Annotated in this window: 11 protein-coding genes; 1 reads left to right on the forward strand and 10 read right to left on the reverse strand. The window is 45.1% G+C overall.

Features of this window, described 5'->3' with window-relative positions; genetic code table 11:
• Positions 1 to 104 precede the first annotated feature (104 nt).
• Complete coding sequence (locus tag RHM67_RS20215; RefSeq protein ID WP_322229206.1) at positions 105 to 680, forward strand: hypothetical protein; 576 nt, start codon at positions 105 to 107, stop codon at positions 678 to 680.
• A gap of 12 nt (positions 681 to 692) precedes the next feature.
• Here the strand turns inward: RHM67_RS20215 and sprA are convergent, their stop codons facing one another.
• The 10 genes from sprA to RHM67_RS20265 all read right to left on the reverse strand — a co-directional run bounded on the left by sprA (position 693) and on the right by RHM67_RS20265 (position 18,366).
• Positions 693 to 7,913, reverse strand: coding sequence for a cell surface protein SprA (gene sprA / locus RHM67_RS20220; RefSeq protein WP_322229208.1), 7,221 nt, complete (start codon positions 7,911 to 7,913; stop codon positions 693 to 695).
• A gap of 24 nt (positions 7,914 to 7,937) precedes the next feature.
• Positions 7,938 to 8,522, reverse strand: coding sequence for a Holliday junction branch migration protein RuvA (gene ruvA / locus RHM67_RS20225; protein ID WP_322229210.1), 585 nt, complete (start codon positions 8,520 to 8,522; stop codon positions 7,938 to 7,940).
• A 6-nt stretch (positions 8,523 to 8,528) separates the two neighbouring features.
• On the reverse strand, positions 8,529 to 10,826 hold the full coding sequence (locus RHM67_RS20230; protein ID WP_322229212.1) for an NADP-dependent malic enzyme: 2,298 nt from the start codon (positions 10,824 to 10,826) through the stop codon (positions 8,529 to 8,531).
• Between the two features lie 108 nt (positions 10,827 to 10,934).
• Positions 10,935 to 12,158 (reverse strand): lytic transglycosylase domain-containing protein, encoded by a 1,224-nt coding sequence (locus RHM67_RS20235; protein ID WP_322229214.1) that lies wholly within the window; start codon positions 12,156 to 12,158, stop codon positions 10,935 to 10,937.
• 61 nt (positions 12,159 to 12,219) lie between these two features.
• A complete protein-coding gene (gatA, locus tag RHM67_RS20240; RefSeq protein ID WP_322229216.1) occupies positions 12,220 to 13,644 on the reverse strand; it encodes an Asp-tRNA(Asn)/Glu-tRNA(Gln) amidotransferase subunit GatA in 1,425 nt (474 codons plus the stop codon).
• Positions 13,645 to 13,747: 103 nt separating this feature from the next.
• On the reverse strand, positions 13,748 to 13,936 hold the full coding sequence (tatA, locus tag RHM67_RS20245) for a twin-arginine translocase TatA/TatE family subunit (RefSeq protein ID WP_252759340.1): 189 nt from the start codon (positions 13,934 to 13,936) through the stop codon (positions 13,748 to 13,750).
• Between the two features lie 38 nt (positions 13,937 to 13,974).
• Entirely contained in the window at positions 13,975 to 14,493 is a 519-nt protein-coding gene (locus RHM67_RS20250) for a Sec-independent protein translocase subunit TatA/TatB (RefSeq protein WP_322229219.1), read from the reverse strand.
• 52 nt (positions 14,494 to 14,545) lie between these two features.
• Positions 14,546 to 15,838 carry a murein hydrolase activator EnvC family protein gene (locus RHM67_RS20255; protein WP_322229222.1) on the reverse strand — a complete coding sequence of 431 codons (1,293 nt, stop codon included), beginning with the start codon at positions 15,836 to 15,838 and terminating at the stop codon, positions 14,546 to 14,548.
• 16 nt (positions 15,839 to 15,854) lie between these two features.
• Positions 15,855 to 16,652, reverse strand: coding sequence for a DUF4292 domain-containing protein (locus tag RHM67_RS20260; RefSeq protein WP_322229224.1), 798 nt, complete (start codon positions 16,650 to 16,652; stop codon positions 15,855 to 15,857).
• Entirely contained in the window at positions 16,630 to 18,366 is a 1,737-nt protein-coding gene (locus tag RHM67_RS20265) for a tetratricopeptide repeat protein (RefSeq protein WP_322229227.1), read from the reverse strand. Before RHM67_RS20265 ends, RHM67_RS20260 begins: the two co-directional genes overlap by 23 nt.
• Between the last annotated feature and the right edge of the window lie 9 nt (positions 18,367 to 18,375).

Below are 18,375 nucleotides of genomic sequence, written 5' to 3' on the forward strand. Positions count from 1 at the left end.
TCGGTTGTGTTTAACAATATTTCTGCTCGTTTACGCAACCTTACCAACAGAAAAGATTTACTGGCAAAAAAAATATTGCTACGGCTAACCTTACCAGCTATTTCATGGGCAAAGGCAAGCTGGATCTCTCCTTTACATTTAATCTTAACGATGCCGGTTACAAATATAGCTACAAAGGGCACCTGGAGCCAATGGACATTGCTGCCGCCAACCCCGCAACTATGCCGCTATCTATGGTTAAAATAACATCCGGCAGGGTAAAAAGCCTCGACTTTAATTTCAACAGCACACAAAAAACATCTACCGGCACGGTTAACTTTTTATATAACGATTTGAATGTTGATGTATTGAGGAAGGACGATGAGAAAGGCTATAGCAAAAAATCCATCTTATCTACGCTTACCAATGCCGTCATCATCAAACACGATAACCCGGATGATGGCAAAACCGCGCCGCGTACGGCTAAAGTTGTTTTCATTCGCCCTGCTAATTTCCCATTCTTTAAAACGGTGTGGCTTTCCATATTGAATGGCATTAAAGCCTGCGCCGGCGTGGGTGATGCAAAGGAAAAAGGCAAGAAAGAAGATGCTGATAAGCTAAAGAAGGAAAAACGGCTGAAGGAAGCGAAAGAAAAGAAAGAGAATGAGGAGAAGAAGTTTAAGGAGAAGAAAAAATCTTAATCTACACCTGCGCTACTGCAACAGCAACTTCAAATTAATACCAAAATTAGTGAACGAGGTATTGAACGACTGCGAGGTATATGGCTTGGTGATGTTGCTATCGTAAAACAAATTCAAGTTAAAGCGTTGATTGATCACGTAATCAATAGAAGGGCGCATCGTGATATTCTTCGCGCCCGATGATACTTCAGCAGCGGCTATATCTGCACGATAGATCAATGTTTTGTTATCCCGTACGGCAACATCAAGCTTAAAGTTAATGTCGTTATTATCCTTGTTGCCTGTGCCGAATAAGCCCCATGGCATCCTGAAGTTTTTAGGGCGGTAGCCGAAACCAAATACCAAAATATTTTCGTCCTGCTGGGCCAGCTGGCTGTTTAGTAAACTTAGGTTTAACGAGCGGGTTTTACGGTACTCGAAGTTGGCCGTCATGCTGTTTTTGAAACGTACGTCGGCACCTAACAACGGCACAAACTGCTCAAATATGGCCACCTGCGAGAACTGGTAGAACGGCAGGAAATCGTTATTAAAATCTCTCGAAGCTACTGCGCCGTTGGCCTCCTGGTATTGCAGCAGGGTGGTAAAACTACTCACATTATATGATGAACGGTAACCATGTTTCAAGTCGAACGAGTCGAACAGGTCTGCAAAGAACGGCATCTTGCCCAACCCTGCGTACGAGATCTGCCAGTTAGGGATAGGCATCTTAGGAAACTGACTAGTGCCCGACTTGCTTGCATCTTTGCCAGAGTAAGCGGCCAAAAATGCAGGCACCAATACGTTTTGCGCATTAGGCCCGTAACCATCGGCATAACCATTAGCGGCTACGCCCGAGTTTGGATTAGTAAGGCCAAGCCTTTGCGAAACAATAGTACGGTTATCTAAAAACTTTTGATAAGTAGGCGACCTGCTTGTAACCCCTCCGGATTTTGCAAATGCTGTACCTAATGAAAAGAAAGAGATGCTGTAGGTGCCCGTTGTTACCGGGCTCAGGTTTTCGATACTATTGGTTGATGCCAGGTATTTAAAGTTGGTTTGGTAATTTTTATCCTGTGTTTTAAAGGCGATCAGCTCGATACGCAGGTCTGATACCGGCTCAATAATGCTTCGCAGGCGGATGTCCTCGTTAAACGATTTTACATAAAGCTGGTTCTGTAAGGTATCCGTGGTTATCCATCCGTTGGCTATGGCGCGCTGGCGGATATCGGCCTGGCTACCTAACAGGAAGCCTATGCCCGGCGCGTCATACGTCAGATCTTGCCCAAAAAGATTCGATTTAGGCAAATATCCCGGCAGGAATGTACCCTCTGTACGGGTATAGGTACCGCTGATGTTTTTGATGCCCGTTAGTATCCCCAGGAAGAATTTTGCCGCGCCCGTTTTCTCATCCTTACCCTTCCGCAACCCCTTAAATTTATTATAAAAGTTGGAGAAATTAAGGTTTGGATTCAACTGTATAGTCCGCGCGTTTTGGATGCTGTTACCAACATCATACGTTGGGTTAATTATAGCAAACTTGGGCTGGCTTTGCCAGTTAAAGTTGGTGCTGTAACGCACGGTTAGGGCTGTCCAATCGAGGCCCGGCAGCTTGTTTATTGGTGCTGACCAGTTTAAATTGATGGTGTGGTTATAGTTGGTGGTACGGCCCAGCTTCCAAAGGTTTTCCCAAAGGGTATCGCGTTTTAAACCATTGATCCGGCCAGCCGGTTCATCCACAACAGATAGGTTTGTAGCATCTATATCCAGCGTTAGGGCTTTCGACAAATTCCATCCTATACCGTAAACCCGGGTAATGTTAAAGTTTTTATTGAATGCTGTTGGGATAGCGATAAAATTGTTCGGGTCATTATTACGCAGGGTATTCTCCGAGTAAAAACGATCAAAGTTGATACTAAAATTTAACCTCGATGGCAGGATGCTAAAGTTAAAATCGCGCGCCAGGGCAAGCAGGTTACTTTTGATGATTTTGGCAAACGGCGTATAATATTTAGGGTCTTTATTATAATTATAATTCAGCGCTACGCGATAAGTTTTAGCAAAGTCATTCTCTACATTAAAATCGTGGTGCTGGTATTCGGTATAGGCATACGTAGCTGCAAAGTTCTCAATATTCCAAACGTGCACAGGCGCGGTGGTATTTGTACGCTCTTTGTGCACATTGGTAAAGTTGATGCTTTTACGTGTGGTAAAATCTTGCGTAACATTCTTTATCGAATCCCGTGCTTTATTACTCGGCGCTGCGGCAAGCGATTTCTTCAGCTCCACATCAGGCGAACCAGGGTCATATTGCGGGGTGCTTATCTGGGTAGAGATGTTTACATATGCCGGGATCCGGATCCCGCTTTTTTCCGGGAAAAATTTGCCCAGCTCGATACTTGCCGATGCATCTACCGCCTGGTTATCGCTTCGGCTACGGTCGCTCACCCTTGAATCCAGCGTACCGAACCCCACGGTGCTTTTACTGCCCGATACTGTGATATTCGCAAAGTCTGCCAGTGCGGCATCTACCCTCGCGGTAGCAGCCCAGCCACCACGCTGGTCAAAGTCTGTTAAACGCAATTCATCAAACCAAACAGTACCTGTTTTATTCAATCCGTCATCTCCGGCAAGTCCCCTGGGTTTGTATGGGTTGCGTACACCCAGCATAATGGTGCGCAGTCGGCTCAGGTCGGGCTGGCCTTTTATGGTTACCTTATTGGTGCCATCAGTATATACGAACGGGATGGTGAACGGCCACGGCTGCCCGTTTAACTTGGCATTGTTACGGGCAAGTTTAGCATCTATCAAAATGGATAATTGCAGATCCAGCTCGTTTACTGCCGGCCATATGGCTCCAGGGTCGCGGGTGCCGGGCTGGGTAACAGCCAAAGGCACTTCGTATTCGTAATAGTTATCCTGGTAATCGACACCCAAACGCACAAATCCGTTAAGGTCTTTATCCCTTAACTGGTCACCTTCTGCGTGGATAAACATTTGGATGCGTTTGTAAGACCGCAGATCGTTAAAGAAAGTACGGAACGCCGCCCTCGAATAACCATCGCGCAGGTTGGTCACATTTAAGGATAACGATTGCTCATTTAGCTTGGTATCGGTTTGTAGGTTATTATAGTTACGCTGGCGGTTAATGCCCGGCGGTACTACGTAAGGTATTGGTGTGCGGTTACCATTCTCCTCGATGTTTACGGCCTGCACATCTAAAGTTGAGCCATCAATAACAGGGCTTACAATGGCAGGGTCGGCAATAACACTTTGCAGGTTGTTTTCAGCATTAAAGGTACGCCACTCGCCCCTTACCAGTTGCAGGGTAGCAAAACGCAGGATAGAGGTATCGGCAAAATTGGTCATGAACATCCGCATAAAACGGATGGCCTTAAAATCCTGGATGTTACCAACCTTGCTTTGGTACTCGTTTATAGGCACCCTAAACTGGTACCAGGTAACGGCCTGCGTAGTACCGTTTGGTAGCTTTACGTTAGATGTAATTTTATCGTTGATGAAATTTTGGCCAATAACCATATCCTGCGGACGGATAGAAACGCGGTACTGGAAGTACTCGTCCGTTTGGCTCATGTTGTTATCTCGGTTAATGTCCTCACCATCTGGTAAAGAGGTTGACGCCGACGTCTGGATGCCCAGTTCCGCTTGCGATTGCTCCGCTGTTTTAGAGTTACCATCTGTACCATTGTAACGGCTGTAACGTTCCAGGATGCCGGCATTTCTTTGGTCGAGCGCACCACCCTGATAGTATTGGTAATCATCTGTTGATGGATCGGCAGTCAGCGCAGCTATAGCCAGGGGACTTAATACACCCTGCGCCTGCTGTAGTATCGGCGCGAATTTTGTTTTCTCATCATTATCGTTCAATCCATCCAACCCCACATCCTGCAAACGGCGCGAATCCGGATTGTTATCAAAAGCATTGATAACCGGCTGTAGTTTTGACACCTTACCCCAAACAGTTTCATCAACATTGCCGGCGTTGGCAGCATCAACAGGCAGGCTGTTCTCTAAACTTTTGCGGCCATCTTTTAAAATATCTTCTGATACGCTACCCAGGTTGAAATAAAGATCACCACCTGCCGAGTTTGGTTTGTAGATGAACGGATCCATCATCCAAAACTCAATGTAGCCTACGTTAAGCGATTCAAAGTCATTAGTTTCCAATTTACGGAACATACCACCCCATCTTGCTTTGGGATTTTGTAAAGTGCCGTCGGTGTTTACGCCAGTAGTAGCATAGTTATACGGACCACGAACGGTTGGGTAAAACACCATGTTCAAGGTTGAAAGGCTCAAAGGCTGGCCGGTTGTAGATTGCTTGTAAGGAAAAACTTCCTGCTCAATAACCTGTCTAACATAATGGTTTGATAATTCGCTGCGCGATACCGGGATGGTATTAGAACTGGTATAAAATATCGGGTCGATGTTAAAGTAGGACAGCCGCGCGCGGTTAAAGCCGTAGCTCAGATCGTTAAAGGCATCGCTTTCGGCAAACATCTGCGGCGTGCCCGAAATTTGCCAGTTAATAGCGCTTTTTATATCGATAACCGAACGGCTATTCTCAAAATCGTCCAGGTATGATGTGCCGTTCTTAGACCCCGCGAAATTTAACGCACCCGGGCTGCCCGGCATCAGTTTGGCAAACTCACCGCTAAAATTAATGGTTGATGGCGCCTTGGTGTTGATGAACGGGATCTTATCTACCAAGCGGGTTAAAAAGCGCGATTGGGTGCTGTAATTTGCATCAAGCCCCCAGATGGTATTGGAGATAGATTCCTCGCCAACAATTTCGTTTTGGGTGATGGGTTGCTCGGTTAGGTGCATAATGGTACCACCCAACAATAATTTATCGCTTACGTGGTAATCCAACCGCGACCCAAATAAGGACTTTTGCTGTACACCAAAAAGCTCGTTATTCTCTAACTTAACGTTAATGGTTTGTCCGGATGAAAGCAAGGCTTGGTTTAAGATCCTAATCCGGCCCGCGCTGTAATCAATAGTATAATCTGAACCTTCCTGTAATTTAACCGACCCTGCAGTAACTACTACCGAACCCTGTGGCACATTCACTGCGTTCAATTGATACTCCGATCCGCTTTGCGAAGTGTATGTACCCTTTATTAAATACCTGTTCAGTTTTGGGAAAAATTGCTGCGCGATGATCTTGGTAGAATCATACAAGGGCTGGTAAACATAACGGGCAACCAGGTCTGGTTCACTGGCGGTGAACTGTTTGGCAAGGTCGCTGCCAAAAGGCTCCAACACGGGGAACATGATGCGCCCCTGCTGCGAATCGATGGTTACACCTTCTAAAAAGTCGAAATAACCATCGGGGCGTTTATCATTTTGCTGATCCAGGTTATCTACCCCCGTTATTTGCATCCACCGTTTACTTTTGGTGTTTGCGCCATCGTCCATAATGGTTTTCTCAATACCCGATTTATCATCCAAACGAGAAATGTTCAGTTTAAAGTTGGTAGGGCTTATCTGGTACGCGCCAAGTGAATAGATGTTCTTCATCATCAGGCCCCAGGTTGGTAGGTTGGTTTTAAGCAATTCGTTCTTTAACAATTTGGTGTACAAAACCGTAGGCGTATTTGGGTCAACCGCCCTGTCGCTGCTGAACTCACCCACCTGGTACTGCACCCCGTTAACTGAATATTGGTAGGCCACGGCCAAAACCTCATCGTTATTTAAAGGGTAATTTAAGGAGATATAACCTAACTGCGGGTGCAGGGTAAATTCTTTATCCGTTAGTTTACGGGCATAAGTAAGTTTCGCGTAGTTGTCTGTAGCGCCTGTAGTCCGGAAATATGCCGCCGCGTCGTTAGAGTTGGTAGTACGCGTGCCCGGCGGCAAATTGTTTAATAACGAGTTTGACTGTTGTGTAAAGCCAGGGCCTTTGAAGCCTGCGGGCAAGCCGCTAAAGCCCGCGCCGCCCTGTATTAAGGTTGTATTGTATGGCTTGTTCTCACCAAGGTCAATAAAGGCCAGTATGTCTCGAGAATCAGTAGTTACGTTGGTACGGTTAGTTGTCCAAACCTCAATTTTAGTGATGTTTACATTAGAGCTAATGATGGGGATATTCGCCAGCGTTCTGTTGTAGGTATTGCGGAAATATTGTGATAGGAAAAAGTGTTTATTGCCCTCGTAATCGGCAGCGGTAATGTTTATATTTTGCTGCTGCGAGCCATTGGTAATGGTAATATTTTTTGATTGCGAGCGCTGTTGCGAGAAAATGCTCGTTACGTCCAGCTTGCCAAACTTCAACTTGGTTTTAACACCAAATAACGCCTGGCTGCCCGATATGAGCGTAGTGTTCAAAGGCATGCTTACGGTACCAGCCTCAATTTTCTGGATGATCTCGTCCGGGTGGCCGGTATAATCCAGTTTTATCTGGTTCTCAAATTGGAATTGTGCCTCGGTATTATAGTTGGTAGTGATCTTTAACTTATCACCTATCTCGCCGGTAACATTCAGTTGGATGCGCTGATCGAAATTAAAGTTGAACTGGTTACGCTGGCGGGTGTTGAACAGCGGGTTCTCGTTCTTGTTGATCTGCCCGGCCAATATTACCTCTGCCGATCCCTGCGGGCGGATATTGATGTTTGAGCTACCGAAGATCTGCTCAAAAGTTTTGCTCCTGATCTTCATCTGCGGGATAAAGCCCGGCTTTTCAGATTCGATATTGTAATTGTCTGACAGCTGCTTAAAGTATTCGCGCTTTACACCGCGCTGTTGCAGCAGAAGGTATTCGCCAAAGGTTAAATACTGCGGCGCACGGTACAGCAGGTTGCCTACCCGTTCGTATAAAATATACTTGTTGGTTGCAGCATCGTATTCAACGGTACGTACAAGCCCCGGGGGATCGGTAAAAAATATGCCGTTACGTTCCCTTTTACTATGTGCTTCCGACAAACTTATTGGGCCCAGCTGGATGCTGGTATCAACTTTTAAAGTAGAGGTTGTAGTAGTAGTTTTGGGTACCTGCTGACCTTGGCCCGGTTGGCGTTGTTGCTGCCCGGTAGTTTGCTGTTGTTGGCCCGGAAGTTGCTGCTGCTGTTGTTGTTGACCGGGGAGCCCTTGCCCCGCAATTTGAGTGCCCGGCTGCCCCCGCGTTGGCTGGGGTATTTTAGGCGTGTTTACCGGCGTTTGTGCATATGATTTACCCACTCCGCTTAAAGCAGATACAAAGAGTATAACTACAAAAAGCTTAGTAAAAAATTTTATCAAGTGGTATAAATTATTGCAAGGTAATTATAAGCTTTTTAGTGCAGCTTTAATCAATTGTTCTACAGTTAAGACACCTGTATTTTTGCTTATTTCCTGATCTAAAACTTTCTCTGCAACGTTACGAACAAATCCAAGCATCACAAGGGCAGAAAGGGCTTCATCTTTTGCCGTTTTTAACCCTGGCATTACCGTTAATGTGTCTGGCCCTTCTTTTTTAAGCTTGTCCTGCAGCTCTAAAATCACGCGCTGGGCCGATTTTGGGCCGATACCTTTTATGCGCTGGATAGCCGCCACATTACCCTGCACAATAGCCGCCTGGATCTCGGCCGGGGTAATTGATGAGAGCATCATTCGCCCCGTGTTTGGCCCGATGCCGGATATAGAGATCAGGTGCGTAAACAGCCTGCGCTCGCCCTCGGTAGCAAAACCATAAAGGGTGTGCGCATCCTCTTTTACGTGCATCCAGATGTATAATTTACAGCGCTCACCCTCGGGCAGCTGGCCGTAAGTATTTAACGATATATTGATGTGGTAGCCAACGCCGCCTGCATCGATCACCACGTGCGCACCACCTCTAAAAACTAATTTACCATCAATATAATCGTACATCGTTTGTTATTTTTTAGCTTTTGATGGTTTTCCTTCAGCACATTTTACCTGGGCATCTATTACGGCAATGGTAACCATGTTCACAATTTCGCGAACCGAGCTACCTAACTGCAACACATGCACTGGTTTTTTCATACCCAATAGGATAGGGCCAACAGCTTCTGCACCGCCAATTTCCTGCAATAATTTATAGGCAATGTTACCTGATGCCAATCCCGGGAAGATCAATGTATTTGCCGGTTTGCCATTCAATACCGAAAACTTAAAGTTATCCGCAAGTAGTTCGGAGTTTAGCGCAAAGTTGGCCTGCATTTCACCATCTACTACGATCTCGGGATATTTCTCGTGAAGGATGCGTACGGTTTCCCTGGTTTTCTCAGGGATCTCACCCTCGTTAGAACCAAAGTTGGAATAGGACAATACGGCGATGCGTGGTTTGATATTCAGCTGTTTGATAGAGCGGTCCATCAATACGGTAATATCAACTAATTCCTGCGCGGTTGGGTTGATGTTTACGGTAGTATCACCAAAGAAAACAGGGCCTTTTTCTGTGATCATCAGGTACATTCCTGCAACGCGGTTTACGCTTGCTTCGGTACCGATAATTTGCAGGGCCGGTTTAATGGTGGTTGCGTAGTCTTTTGTTAAGCCGGAGATCAATGCATCCGCCTCGCCAAAATGTACCATACAGGCACCAAAGTAGTTACGATCCACCATCAGCTTTTTGGCCTCAATCATGGTGACACCTTTACGCTGGCGTTTTTTGAATAAAAATTCAGCGAATTCCTGCGAACGCCCGGTTTCTACTTTAGGGTCGATGATCTGTACATCGTCAAGGTCAAGTTCGTTCTCGCGCATGATCTCGCGGATGCGCTCGGCATTCCCCAAAAGTATCGGGGTAGCAATGCCTTCGTCTTTAACGATTTGGGCTGCGCGTAATATTTTGTAAGTATCGGCCTCGGCAAATACCACACGTTTTGGCGCTTGTTTAGCCTTATTGGTCAGGTCGCGCAGCAACTTATTGTTAGTACCAAGGCGAGATAGTAGTTCTTCGTTGTAAGCATCCCAGTCGGTAATGGTTTTACGCGCCACGCCAGACTCGATAGCGGCCCTGGCAACCGCCGAAGACACCTCGGTGATCAAACGCTGGTCCATTGGTTTGGGGATGATGTAATCGCGGCCAAACTTTAGGTTGGTAATGTTATATGCTAAATTAACAGCCTCGGGAACGGGCTTTTTAGCCATTTCGGCTATGGCCTTTACCGCGGCTATCTTCATTTCTTCGTTAATGGCAGTTGCCCTAACATCCAACGCACCGCGGAAGATGTACGGGAACCCCAACACGTTGTTCACCTGGTTAGGGAAATCCGACCTTCCGGTTGCCATGATGATATCCTTACGGGCGGCAATTGCCAGGTCGAAGTTTATCTCCGGCTCGGGGTTAGCCATCGCGAAAACGATTGGGTTTTTGGCCATGCTCACCAGCATTGCCGGAGTAACCACATTACCTGCCGAAAGACCAACAAATACGTCGGCATTTTTCATAGCATCGGCAAGGGTGGTAATATCCTTACGGTTTGTGGCGAACTGAAGGCGCATTTCGTCCAGATCGGTACGTTCCGGGGTCAGCAAACCATTGATGTCAAACATCACCAGATTCTCTTTTTTAACCCCAAGCGAAAGGTACATTTTGGTACATGATACCGCTGCCGCGCCGGCGCCATTCACTACTAATTTTATTTTATCAAGCTTTTTACCCTGTATCTCGCAGGCATTCATCAAGGCTGCCCCAGATATGATGGCGGTACCATGCTGGTCATCATGCATCACCGGGATCTTCATTTCGGCCTTTAACCGGCGCTCTATTTCAAAGCAGGTTGGAGCAGAGATATCCTCAAGGTTAATACCACCAAAAGTTGGCTCTAAAGCTTTTACTATGTTTACAAATTCGTCAACCGTTTTGGCGTTGATCTCTAAATCGAACACATCAATATCCGCATAGATCTTGAACAAAAGGCCTTTACCCTCCATTACCGGCTTACTGGCTTCGGGGCCGATATTGCCCAGGCCAAGTACCGCTGTACCATTACTAATAACGGCTACCAGGTTACCTTTTGCAGTATATTTATATACATCATCTACATTTTCGGCTATGCGCAGGCATGGCTCCGCCACACCCGGGGAGTATGCTAATGTTAAGTCGCGCTGAGAGTTGGTTGGCTTTGTAGGCACTACCTGTATTTTACCGGGACGGCCTTTTGAGTGGTAGTTTAGGGCGTCCTGTTTACGATTTGGTTTATTCATGATCTCAAAAATTCAAGCGCCCAAAATTACGATTACTTTTCCTGAACTATCTAATAAAAAAAGCCCGGCTTCGAAATGCATCAAAACCGGGCTTCATTAAAAATCTATCTATCCCCTGCCTATATTAACGGCTAATCCCGGCAAAAGTGGCAGGGTGGTATTGGTGCCTAAAGTTTTATTCCATTGCAGCAGATCGCCAATTTTAACATTGTACTTAGTTGCTATATTGGCAAGGGTATCCCCTTTTTTTGTTATATAAATGGCTGGCGCAACACCGTTTACTGTGTTTGTTGTAGCGGCAGCAGATGCCTGCACAGGAGTAGGGATCGCCACGTACTGGATAGGTTTTGGCGTACGGGTAGGCGCCGACAAGTCAGCAATGGCATCCCTTAAAATGGACAGCCTTTCCTCGTTCACCACCGGTATCACAATTTTGCGCGGAATAGCCGCCGTACCATTCACCAACTGCTGGCGGTACGATGGGTTCAGCGTACAAATATCTTTTAAAGTCATTCCCAAAGCCTGAGCTACCCGACTTAACGACACGAATTTGTTCACCATAACGGTATCGGTTATGATAGCCAAATCGCTGGTTTGTAGTACTATATGATGATACTTGTGATATTTCATTACATAATTTATAGCGATAAATGCCGGTACATAACCACGGGTTTCGGGAGGTAACAGTTCACGTATCGACCAATAGTCGTGCGTGCCTGTTTTCTCCAGTGCATGTTCCACATTACTTTTACCACAGTTGTATGATGCTATGGCTAAAAGCCAGTCACCAAATTGCTGGTAGGCATCTTTAAGGTATTCGGCAGCGGCGTTGCTTGCGCGTACAGGGTCGCGTCGGTCATCAACGTAATCCGTCATGGCAAGCCCGTAGATCTTGGCCGTTTCTGACATGAACTGCCATGGGCCAGCCGCACCAACCCGTGAAATCGCATTCGGATTAAGCGCCGATTCAACTATTGACAGGTATTTGATTTCGTCGGGGATACCGGCATCCTGAAAAGCCTTTTCGTAGATAGGGAAATAGTATTTAGAAAGGCCTATCATACGGCCCATTTCATCTTTACGACGCACATAATTATCTATGTAAGCCTGCACATAGCCGTTATAATCTAAAGACACTTCCTTTTGAATGGTATCCAGCCGGCGTTTAATAATATTGTTTTTGTAGATATACACCGGCGCTTGTATCACCGTGAGCAACACATTTGTGTCCTGCTGAACCATTTCTGCCTCTATGGCAAACTCGGTTTTGATATTTGCTTTAACTACTTGTAGGAATAATGCACAAATAATAAAAGTAAACAGTCTCTTCATATTTTAGGGTTAGCCATCTGCCGCGATGGGCTTTACAGTTATTTACTAATGTATTAAATTTCTATAGTTGCAGGAAATATTCCGAGAAATTTAACAGTTGCTGTTCGCCAAAACTCTTGGTTAATAATTGTAAACCTAACGGCAAACCTTTTCCATTATTGCCTGCCGGAAGCGATATAGCGGGCATCCCCGAAAGCGATGCTTGAACCGTAAAAATATCATGCAGGTAAGTTACCACGGGGTCTTTTTCATTTACGCCGATGGCAAACGCAGGTTCGGGCGCGGTTGGGGTTAGTATAAAATCGAACTCTTTTAAGATCTCATTGGTTTTATCCTGTATCAGTCTGCGAACCTTTTGGGCTTTGGCGTAGTAGGCATCGTAATAACCGGCACTCAGCACAAACGTACCCAGCATAATACGGCGCTTAACCTCTTTACCAAACCCTTCGGAACGGCTTAACTTGTAGGTCGATTCCAAATCGGTGGCATTAGGGCTACGGTAGCCATAATGTACACCATCATACCGGGCAAGGTTTGATGAAGCCTCGGCCATGGCTAAAATATAGTAGGTTGGCACCAGGTAATCCAGATGCTCAAACAAGATAGGCTTTACGGTATGCCCATCGGCACGCAACTTCTCGATATACTTAGTAAGTGTGACTTTTACCTCGGCATCCACACCGGGGCTTGATAAGGCCTCCTGCATGTAGGCGATCTTCTTTTTACCTGTTTCCTTTTTCAGGTTCTTAGCCTCGGGTACGGGTTGATGCGATACCGTACCATCAAATTCATCGGCACCTGCCAAAACCTCTAATAGCAGCGCAGCATCTGATACTGATTTGGTAATTGGACCAACCTGGTCGAAAGATGAAGCATAGCTAATGATACCATGGCGTGAGATACGCCCATAAGTCGGCTTTAAGCCAATAACTCCACAAAAGGCGGCCGGTTGCCTAACCGAGCCACCGGTATCTGTACCGATAGCCGCATGGCACATACCAGCCTGTACAGCAACTGCCGAGCCACCCGATGAACCACCCGATACGCGGGTTTCATCAGCAAAGTTTTTTACCGGGCCAAAAAACGAGTTTTCGTTAGCGGCTCCCATGGCAAACTCATCACAGTTGGCGCGGCCTATTATGATGGCATCCTCTGCCAGCAAGCGCTCCACTACGGTTGATGAATATATTGACGTGAAATTTTCTAAAATTTTTGATGAGGCGGTTACTTTATGCCCCTTGTAACAAATATTATCCTTTATAGCGATAACCATACCGGCCAGTTTGCCGGCGGTACCATTACTTATTTTTGCGTCAACTTCTTTTGCAGCAGTAAGCGCTTCGGTATCAAAAACCTCATTAAAAACGTTAAGATGTGCGTTTTGCTGTATTTGCTGAAGGTAGCCTTTTACCAGGCTTTCAGCTGTGATCTCCCCACTGTTCAACCCGCTCTTAATTTCTGTGTAAGCGGTATAGTTTTTAGCCATGGGCCTAAAATAAAAAACTTATCCGTTGAAGCATAACAATTTCAACAGATAAGTTTATACGTTTAAACAGCTAAGGTTAGCTGCAGCAATAAATGGCAGAAAATTAAACCTTAGGTTTATCTTCTGTTGTAGTAGTGTTTGTGTTTGCAGTGGTTTCGCCGTTCTGCGCGTCTTTAAATTCTTTAACGCCTCGGCCTAAACCTTTCATTAGTTCAGGTATTTTTTTACCACCGAACATAATTAAAATTGCAACGATGATCAAAATGATCTCTGGTGCGCCTAATCCACCCATGATTTTTAAGTTTTATGTAATGTTAAATATTTTTGTTGTTATTTATGCTCTTTCTCAACTACCCTTTTAACCGGCTCTTCTTCTGTTTTGGTTAAATTGATAGTACTGTGTGCCGTTTCTGCCGCCGGCTTTGCTTCGGCATTGTGCTCAAATGTAGCATCTTCGGCAATTTCCTTTATTATTGCACCTTCTGAATGCTCAGTGCTGGCAGGTGCACCATGGCCCCTAAAAGCCGGTATTGTACCCGCTACCGGTTCGTAACCATGCTCAGGCACTTCTTCGGTTGTTTTATGTGCTTCTTCCGTTTTAACTTCCTCAGCTGCCGCTTCAATCTCAGCAGCTTTTTCAGTTTTCTTTTCTTCGTAATTATTTATCTGGTTGTTTATCTCGCGCTTTACATCTTCAGACGCATCCTTAAAATCGCGGATACCTTTACCAAGGCCGCGTGCAATTTCAGGCAGCTTTTTGCCACCAAAAAGCAGTAATGCAGCAAAAACAATCACTACCATTTCGCCGCTACCTATATTTAAAAATAATAGAACTGAATTTAACATCATATTAATTTAAGATTACAAATATACACAATTACGTATTGCACGAGATTAGAAATCAATTAGGAGCGAGCCATAACCTTGGGTCAACAAAGGTTGAACTTTTTGACAGTGTAAATATGGTTGTCGCGTCACCTGTCGAAGGGTCAAGCGCAACAGTACCCAGCATTTGTTTTGTACTTACCTTTTGCCCTTTAGAAACGTTTACCGTTCTTAAATTTTGATAAGCGGTAAAATACTCGCCATGTTTAATAATAACAAGGTAAGTACCACTAATATCCATAATTGTTTTTACCTCGCCTTCAAATACAGCCCTTACAGGTGCGCCGGTGTTGGTCCTTATCTCGTAACCATTACTTTCGTTACGGATACCGTCGTCATTATAAGTACCGAAACCATGTACCAACTGCCCTGTAGCAACCGGCCACGGCAGGCGTCCTTTGTTACCTAAAAAGTCGTTACTCAGTTTAGCTGCCTCCGGCGTCGAGTTCAGCACCTCGCTGTTTGTCGACGTTTTTGTTATCGCTTTTTTGGTTGGTGCAACTACCTCGCGGTTTTCTGCCTTGGCTTTCGCCGCGGCTATCCTTGCTGCTTCCCTCGCTTCTGCTTCGGCCTTGCGCCTTGCCTCTTCTATTTCTCTTCTAATAGTATTAACAATTTCTTGCCTGTTACGTGCCAACCTTTTCTGCACATCGCGCTGCTGCGTTTTCAGCTCGCCCTGGTGCTTGCTCAGGTCGGTAATTACTTTTACCTGGTTGTTTTTGGCTTTACCTAACTCTTTTTTTTCTTTCTCCTGGCTTTGCAGCAGGTTATTTTTCTCTTTCTTATCCTTATCAAGTTCCACAATTTTCACATGCAGGTCCTTTTGAGTGCCTTGTATGTAACCAGCCTGTCGCTCACGATAAGTGCCAAACTGCTGTAAATACTTTAAACGCCTGTAAGCCTGGTTAAAGTCTTTTGCTGCAAAAATAAACATTAGCTTATTATAGGCGCTTTGGTTACGATATGCAAACAATACCATGCCGGCGTATTCTTTCTTAAGCTGGTCTAACTGGTTTTGCAAACTATGTACGGTGTTATTGCTCTCAGAGATTTGATTATCTAAATTTCTTACTTCGGAGTTGATGTTGGTTATCTTCTCTTCGCGCAGGTTTATTTGAGCTTTAAGAATGTTAAGCTGTTTTAAAGATACCTTTTTATTATTCTTGGTTTCATCAAATTCACGATTTAAATGATCCAGTTCATCGGTCAATTTATCGCGCCTGCGTTTTAGCTCGGCACTGCTTTGTGCAAATACGCCCGAGGCTGCAAGCATCAAAACAAAAAATAATGCGGCTCTAAAAAACTTCATCCACCAAAAATATAATTTAATTAGCAGGTTCGTAACTTTTTGGGACACTAAAAGGATATTCGAGCTGCTTATCAAACTCGGCCTGTGTGTAACGCAGGTTTACCTGGATCTTTTTATCACCCGCCATCGACGAAATATCTATCTGCGAAGGTATTACCCGGTTGTCTGCCTGGATAAAAACCTTATTTGCCACCTGTAGCGATTGCCCTCCAAACTTGTTGTTTAGGTTGGTTTGCGTAACCTTCAGATCCGGGCCAAGCAATAGTTTATAAAGCAAATCCTGCAGGGTGCCACTAAGTGCCGTATTATTACCCTCTGGCTGAAAATCGCCTATATTATTTAACAGTTCGGGCATTGCATTACCAACCAGCAGTGACTGCAATGTTTTAAAGTTTATTTGCCTGCTTGCATAAGTGTATACATAGCTAAAAGGCTTTTTAAGATATACGCTTTGCAGGCGGTTAACCACTATAATACTATCGGGGGTTATTTGCGCGCGGGCAACCTCGATGCCTATGATGGCGGTTATAGAGATCCAAATCTTTTGATCTCGTGCTACGCGGATATTTAGCGTAACATCATTACTGTTGCCGTTGATATCCAGCTTGGTTTTTGCCTTGCCGGAAAAGGTGTTGAACGATACCTGCTTTGAACGGATAGCTGCCAGCCTTGCTTTTACACTGTTCTCTTTATTAATAGCGGCAGAATCTACCGTGGTGGGGCGGTTAACAACAACCAGTTTTTTCGACTTACAGGCTACAAGCGCTATAAGGCAAAAAACAACGGCTATTTTATTCAATGTATTTCTTTTCATTTATCTTACGATCTAATACCGGCGATTTTGAGCCCTGCATTTTGGCTTTAGTCCAGTTTTGTACCGCGGCATTGGTATCACCCAGCAAAAACAGGATATCGCCATAATGTTCTGTTTTTACGGCGCTATCGCCTTTATCATGTATGAGCGATTTTTCTATCCAAAGTTTAGCATCGGCATAATTTTTCTGCTTAAACAAGATCCAGGCATATGTATCTTCGAACGATGCCGTGTTGGGCTGCAAGTTGTTACTATGCTTGGACATTAGCGCCGCGCTTTCTAAACGCTCATTCCTTAACGACAAATAGTAGGCATAATTGTTCAGCGTGAAAGCATTATCAGGGTTTATGGCGATGGCTTTTTCGTAAGCGCTGTCTGATGCTTTATTATCGTTGATAGAATGGTAGCAATCGCCAAGTGCAGAGTAACCTTGAGTAAGCAGATCTTTGTCCTGCGTTTCTAACGCCACGGCATTTTTAAGATAACTTATCGCTTTGTTATAATCGTGCTTTTGCTGCCAGGCAATGCCCACCATATAATTCATCCACGATTGGTTAGGGAAGAACGACAACGAACTTTCACCATCTTTTATAGCAGCATCCAGGTCGTTCTCACCAAGGTCTATCCTTACCAGTTGCTCCTGCACATTGTAGGCTTGGTTATCTAAACTAACGGCTTTTTTGTAAGCGGTTTTGGCTTCGGCTATTTTCTCGCTTTGCAGCAGCATATCGCCATACATGGCATAAGCTTTACTGTTAGTTGGATGCGCTAGGGTTAAAATACGGCTTAGTTCAAGCGCGCTTGCCCTTGCATTTGGCTCGGGGAATTTTGGCACATAACCTAATATGATCCTTATCTTTTGGTCAATGTCCAGGTCGGGGATAGCGAAAGCTATCTCCAGTTCATCGTAGCTGGCTTCGGGTTTATTTTGTTCGCGGTAAATATCGGCAAGCGCCAAATGGATGGTACCATTTTTAGGATCGATGGCTTTTGCTTTTTGCAGGGTAGCCAGCGCTTTATCATTTAAGCCGTTAGAATTATAAACCTCGGCCTGCATGAGGTAATATTTCACCTGCGTTGGGTTAGCCGCTATCAGCTCTTCTAAAGAAGCAGCCGCTTTTTTAACATCGCCCTGGCGGATGTATATTTTTTGTCGGTTTACCAGTAACTCCTCGTTAGACCCGTCAATTTGTTCAACTTTGTCGTAGAGTTTTAAAGCCTCATCATACCGTTTTTGCAGGAACATGGCGTTAGCCTTGTCGTAGTAGTAATCAGATTTATCGGGGTTAAGGCGGATAAGCTCATTAAAAACGTTCACCAGTTTATTAAGGTCGTTGCTCTTTTCGTAAGTGCCGGCAAGGGCTATCCAATACCACTCGTTGTTGGGGTTAACCGTAACGGCGCGTTCCAACAAGTTTTGTTGCGCGGGTATATTGTTCTGCGCCTTCTCCAGGTTGGCCAGTTCAAACATGGTGGCATCATTGGTAGGGTCTATCTGCAGGATACGGTTAAAAAGTTCGGTAGCCAGTTTTGGGTTATCCACTGTTTTTTCGCGCAGGGCCGAAAAGAATAGTTGCTTAACCATCCCGCTATCGGCATTGGTCATGGGGCGGGCAGCGATTATTACAGCAGCTTTACTCTTGCCCGGTTTGTTTTGCGCAAACCCGGTTAAGCTTATCGCCGTAAATAATATAAATGCTGCCGCTTTTTTCATACCCGATGC

This window comes from Mucilaginibacter sp. 5C4, assembly GCF_034345625.1.
GTDB lineage: Bacteria > Bacteroidota > Bacteroidia > Sphingobacteriales > Sphingobacteriaceae > Mucilaginibacter > Mucilaginibacter aurantiaciroseus.

Bases quoted from the DNA above. Each gene is read 5' to 3' on its own strand.
- RHM67_RS20215 (WP_322229206.1), top strand. From the start codon at position 105: ATGGGCAAAGGCAAGCTGGATCTCTCCTTTACATTTAATCTTAACGAT.
- ruvA (WP_322229210.1), bottom strand. From the start codon at position 8,522: ATGTACGATTATATTGATGGTAAATTAGTTTTTAGAGGTGGTGCGCAC.
- RHM67_RS20230 (WP_322229212.1), bottom strand. From the start codon at position 10,826: ATGAATAAACCAAATCGTAAACAGGACGCCCTAAACTACCACTCAAAA.
- RHM67_RS20235 (WP_322229214.1), bottom strand. From the start codon at position 12,158: ATGAAGAGACTGTTTACTTTTATTATTTGTGCATTATTCCTACAAGTA.
- gatA (WP_322229216.1), bottom strand. From the start codon at position 13,644: ATGGCTAAAAACTATACCGCTTACACAGAAATTAAGAGCGGGTTGAAC.
- tatA (WP_252759340.1), bottom strand. From the start codon at position 13,936: ATGGGTGGATTAGGCGCACCAGAGATCATTTTGATCATCGTTGCAATT.
- RHM67_RS20250 (WP_322229219.1), bottom strand. From the start codon at position 14,493: ATGATGTTAAATTCAGTTCTATTATTTTTAAATATAGGTAGCGGCGAA.
- RHM67_RS20255 (WP_322229222.1), bottom strand. From the start codon at position 15,838: ATGAAGTTTTTTAGAGCCGCATTATTTTTTGTTTTGATGCTTGCAGCC.
- RHM67_RS20260 (WP_322229224.1), bottom strand. From the start codon at position 16,652: ATGAAAAGAAATACATTGAATAAAATAGCCGTTGTTTTTTGCCTTATA.
- RHM67_RS20265 (WP_322229227.1), bottom strand. From the start codon at position 18,366: ATGAAAAAAGCGGCAGCATTTATATTATTTACGGCGATAAGCTTAACC.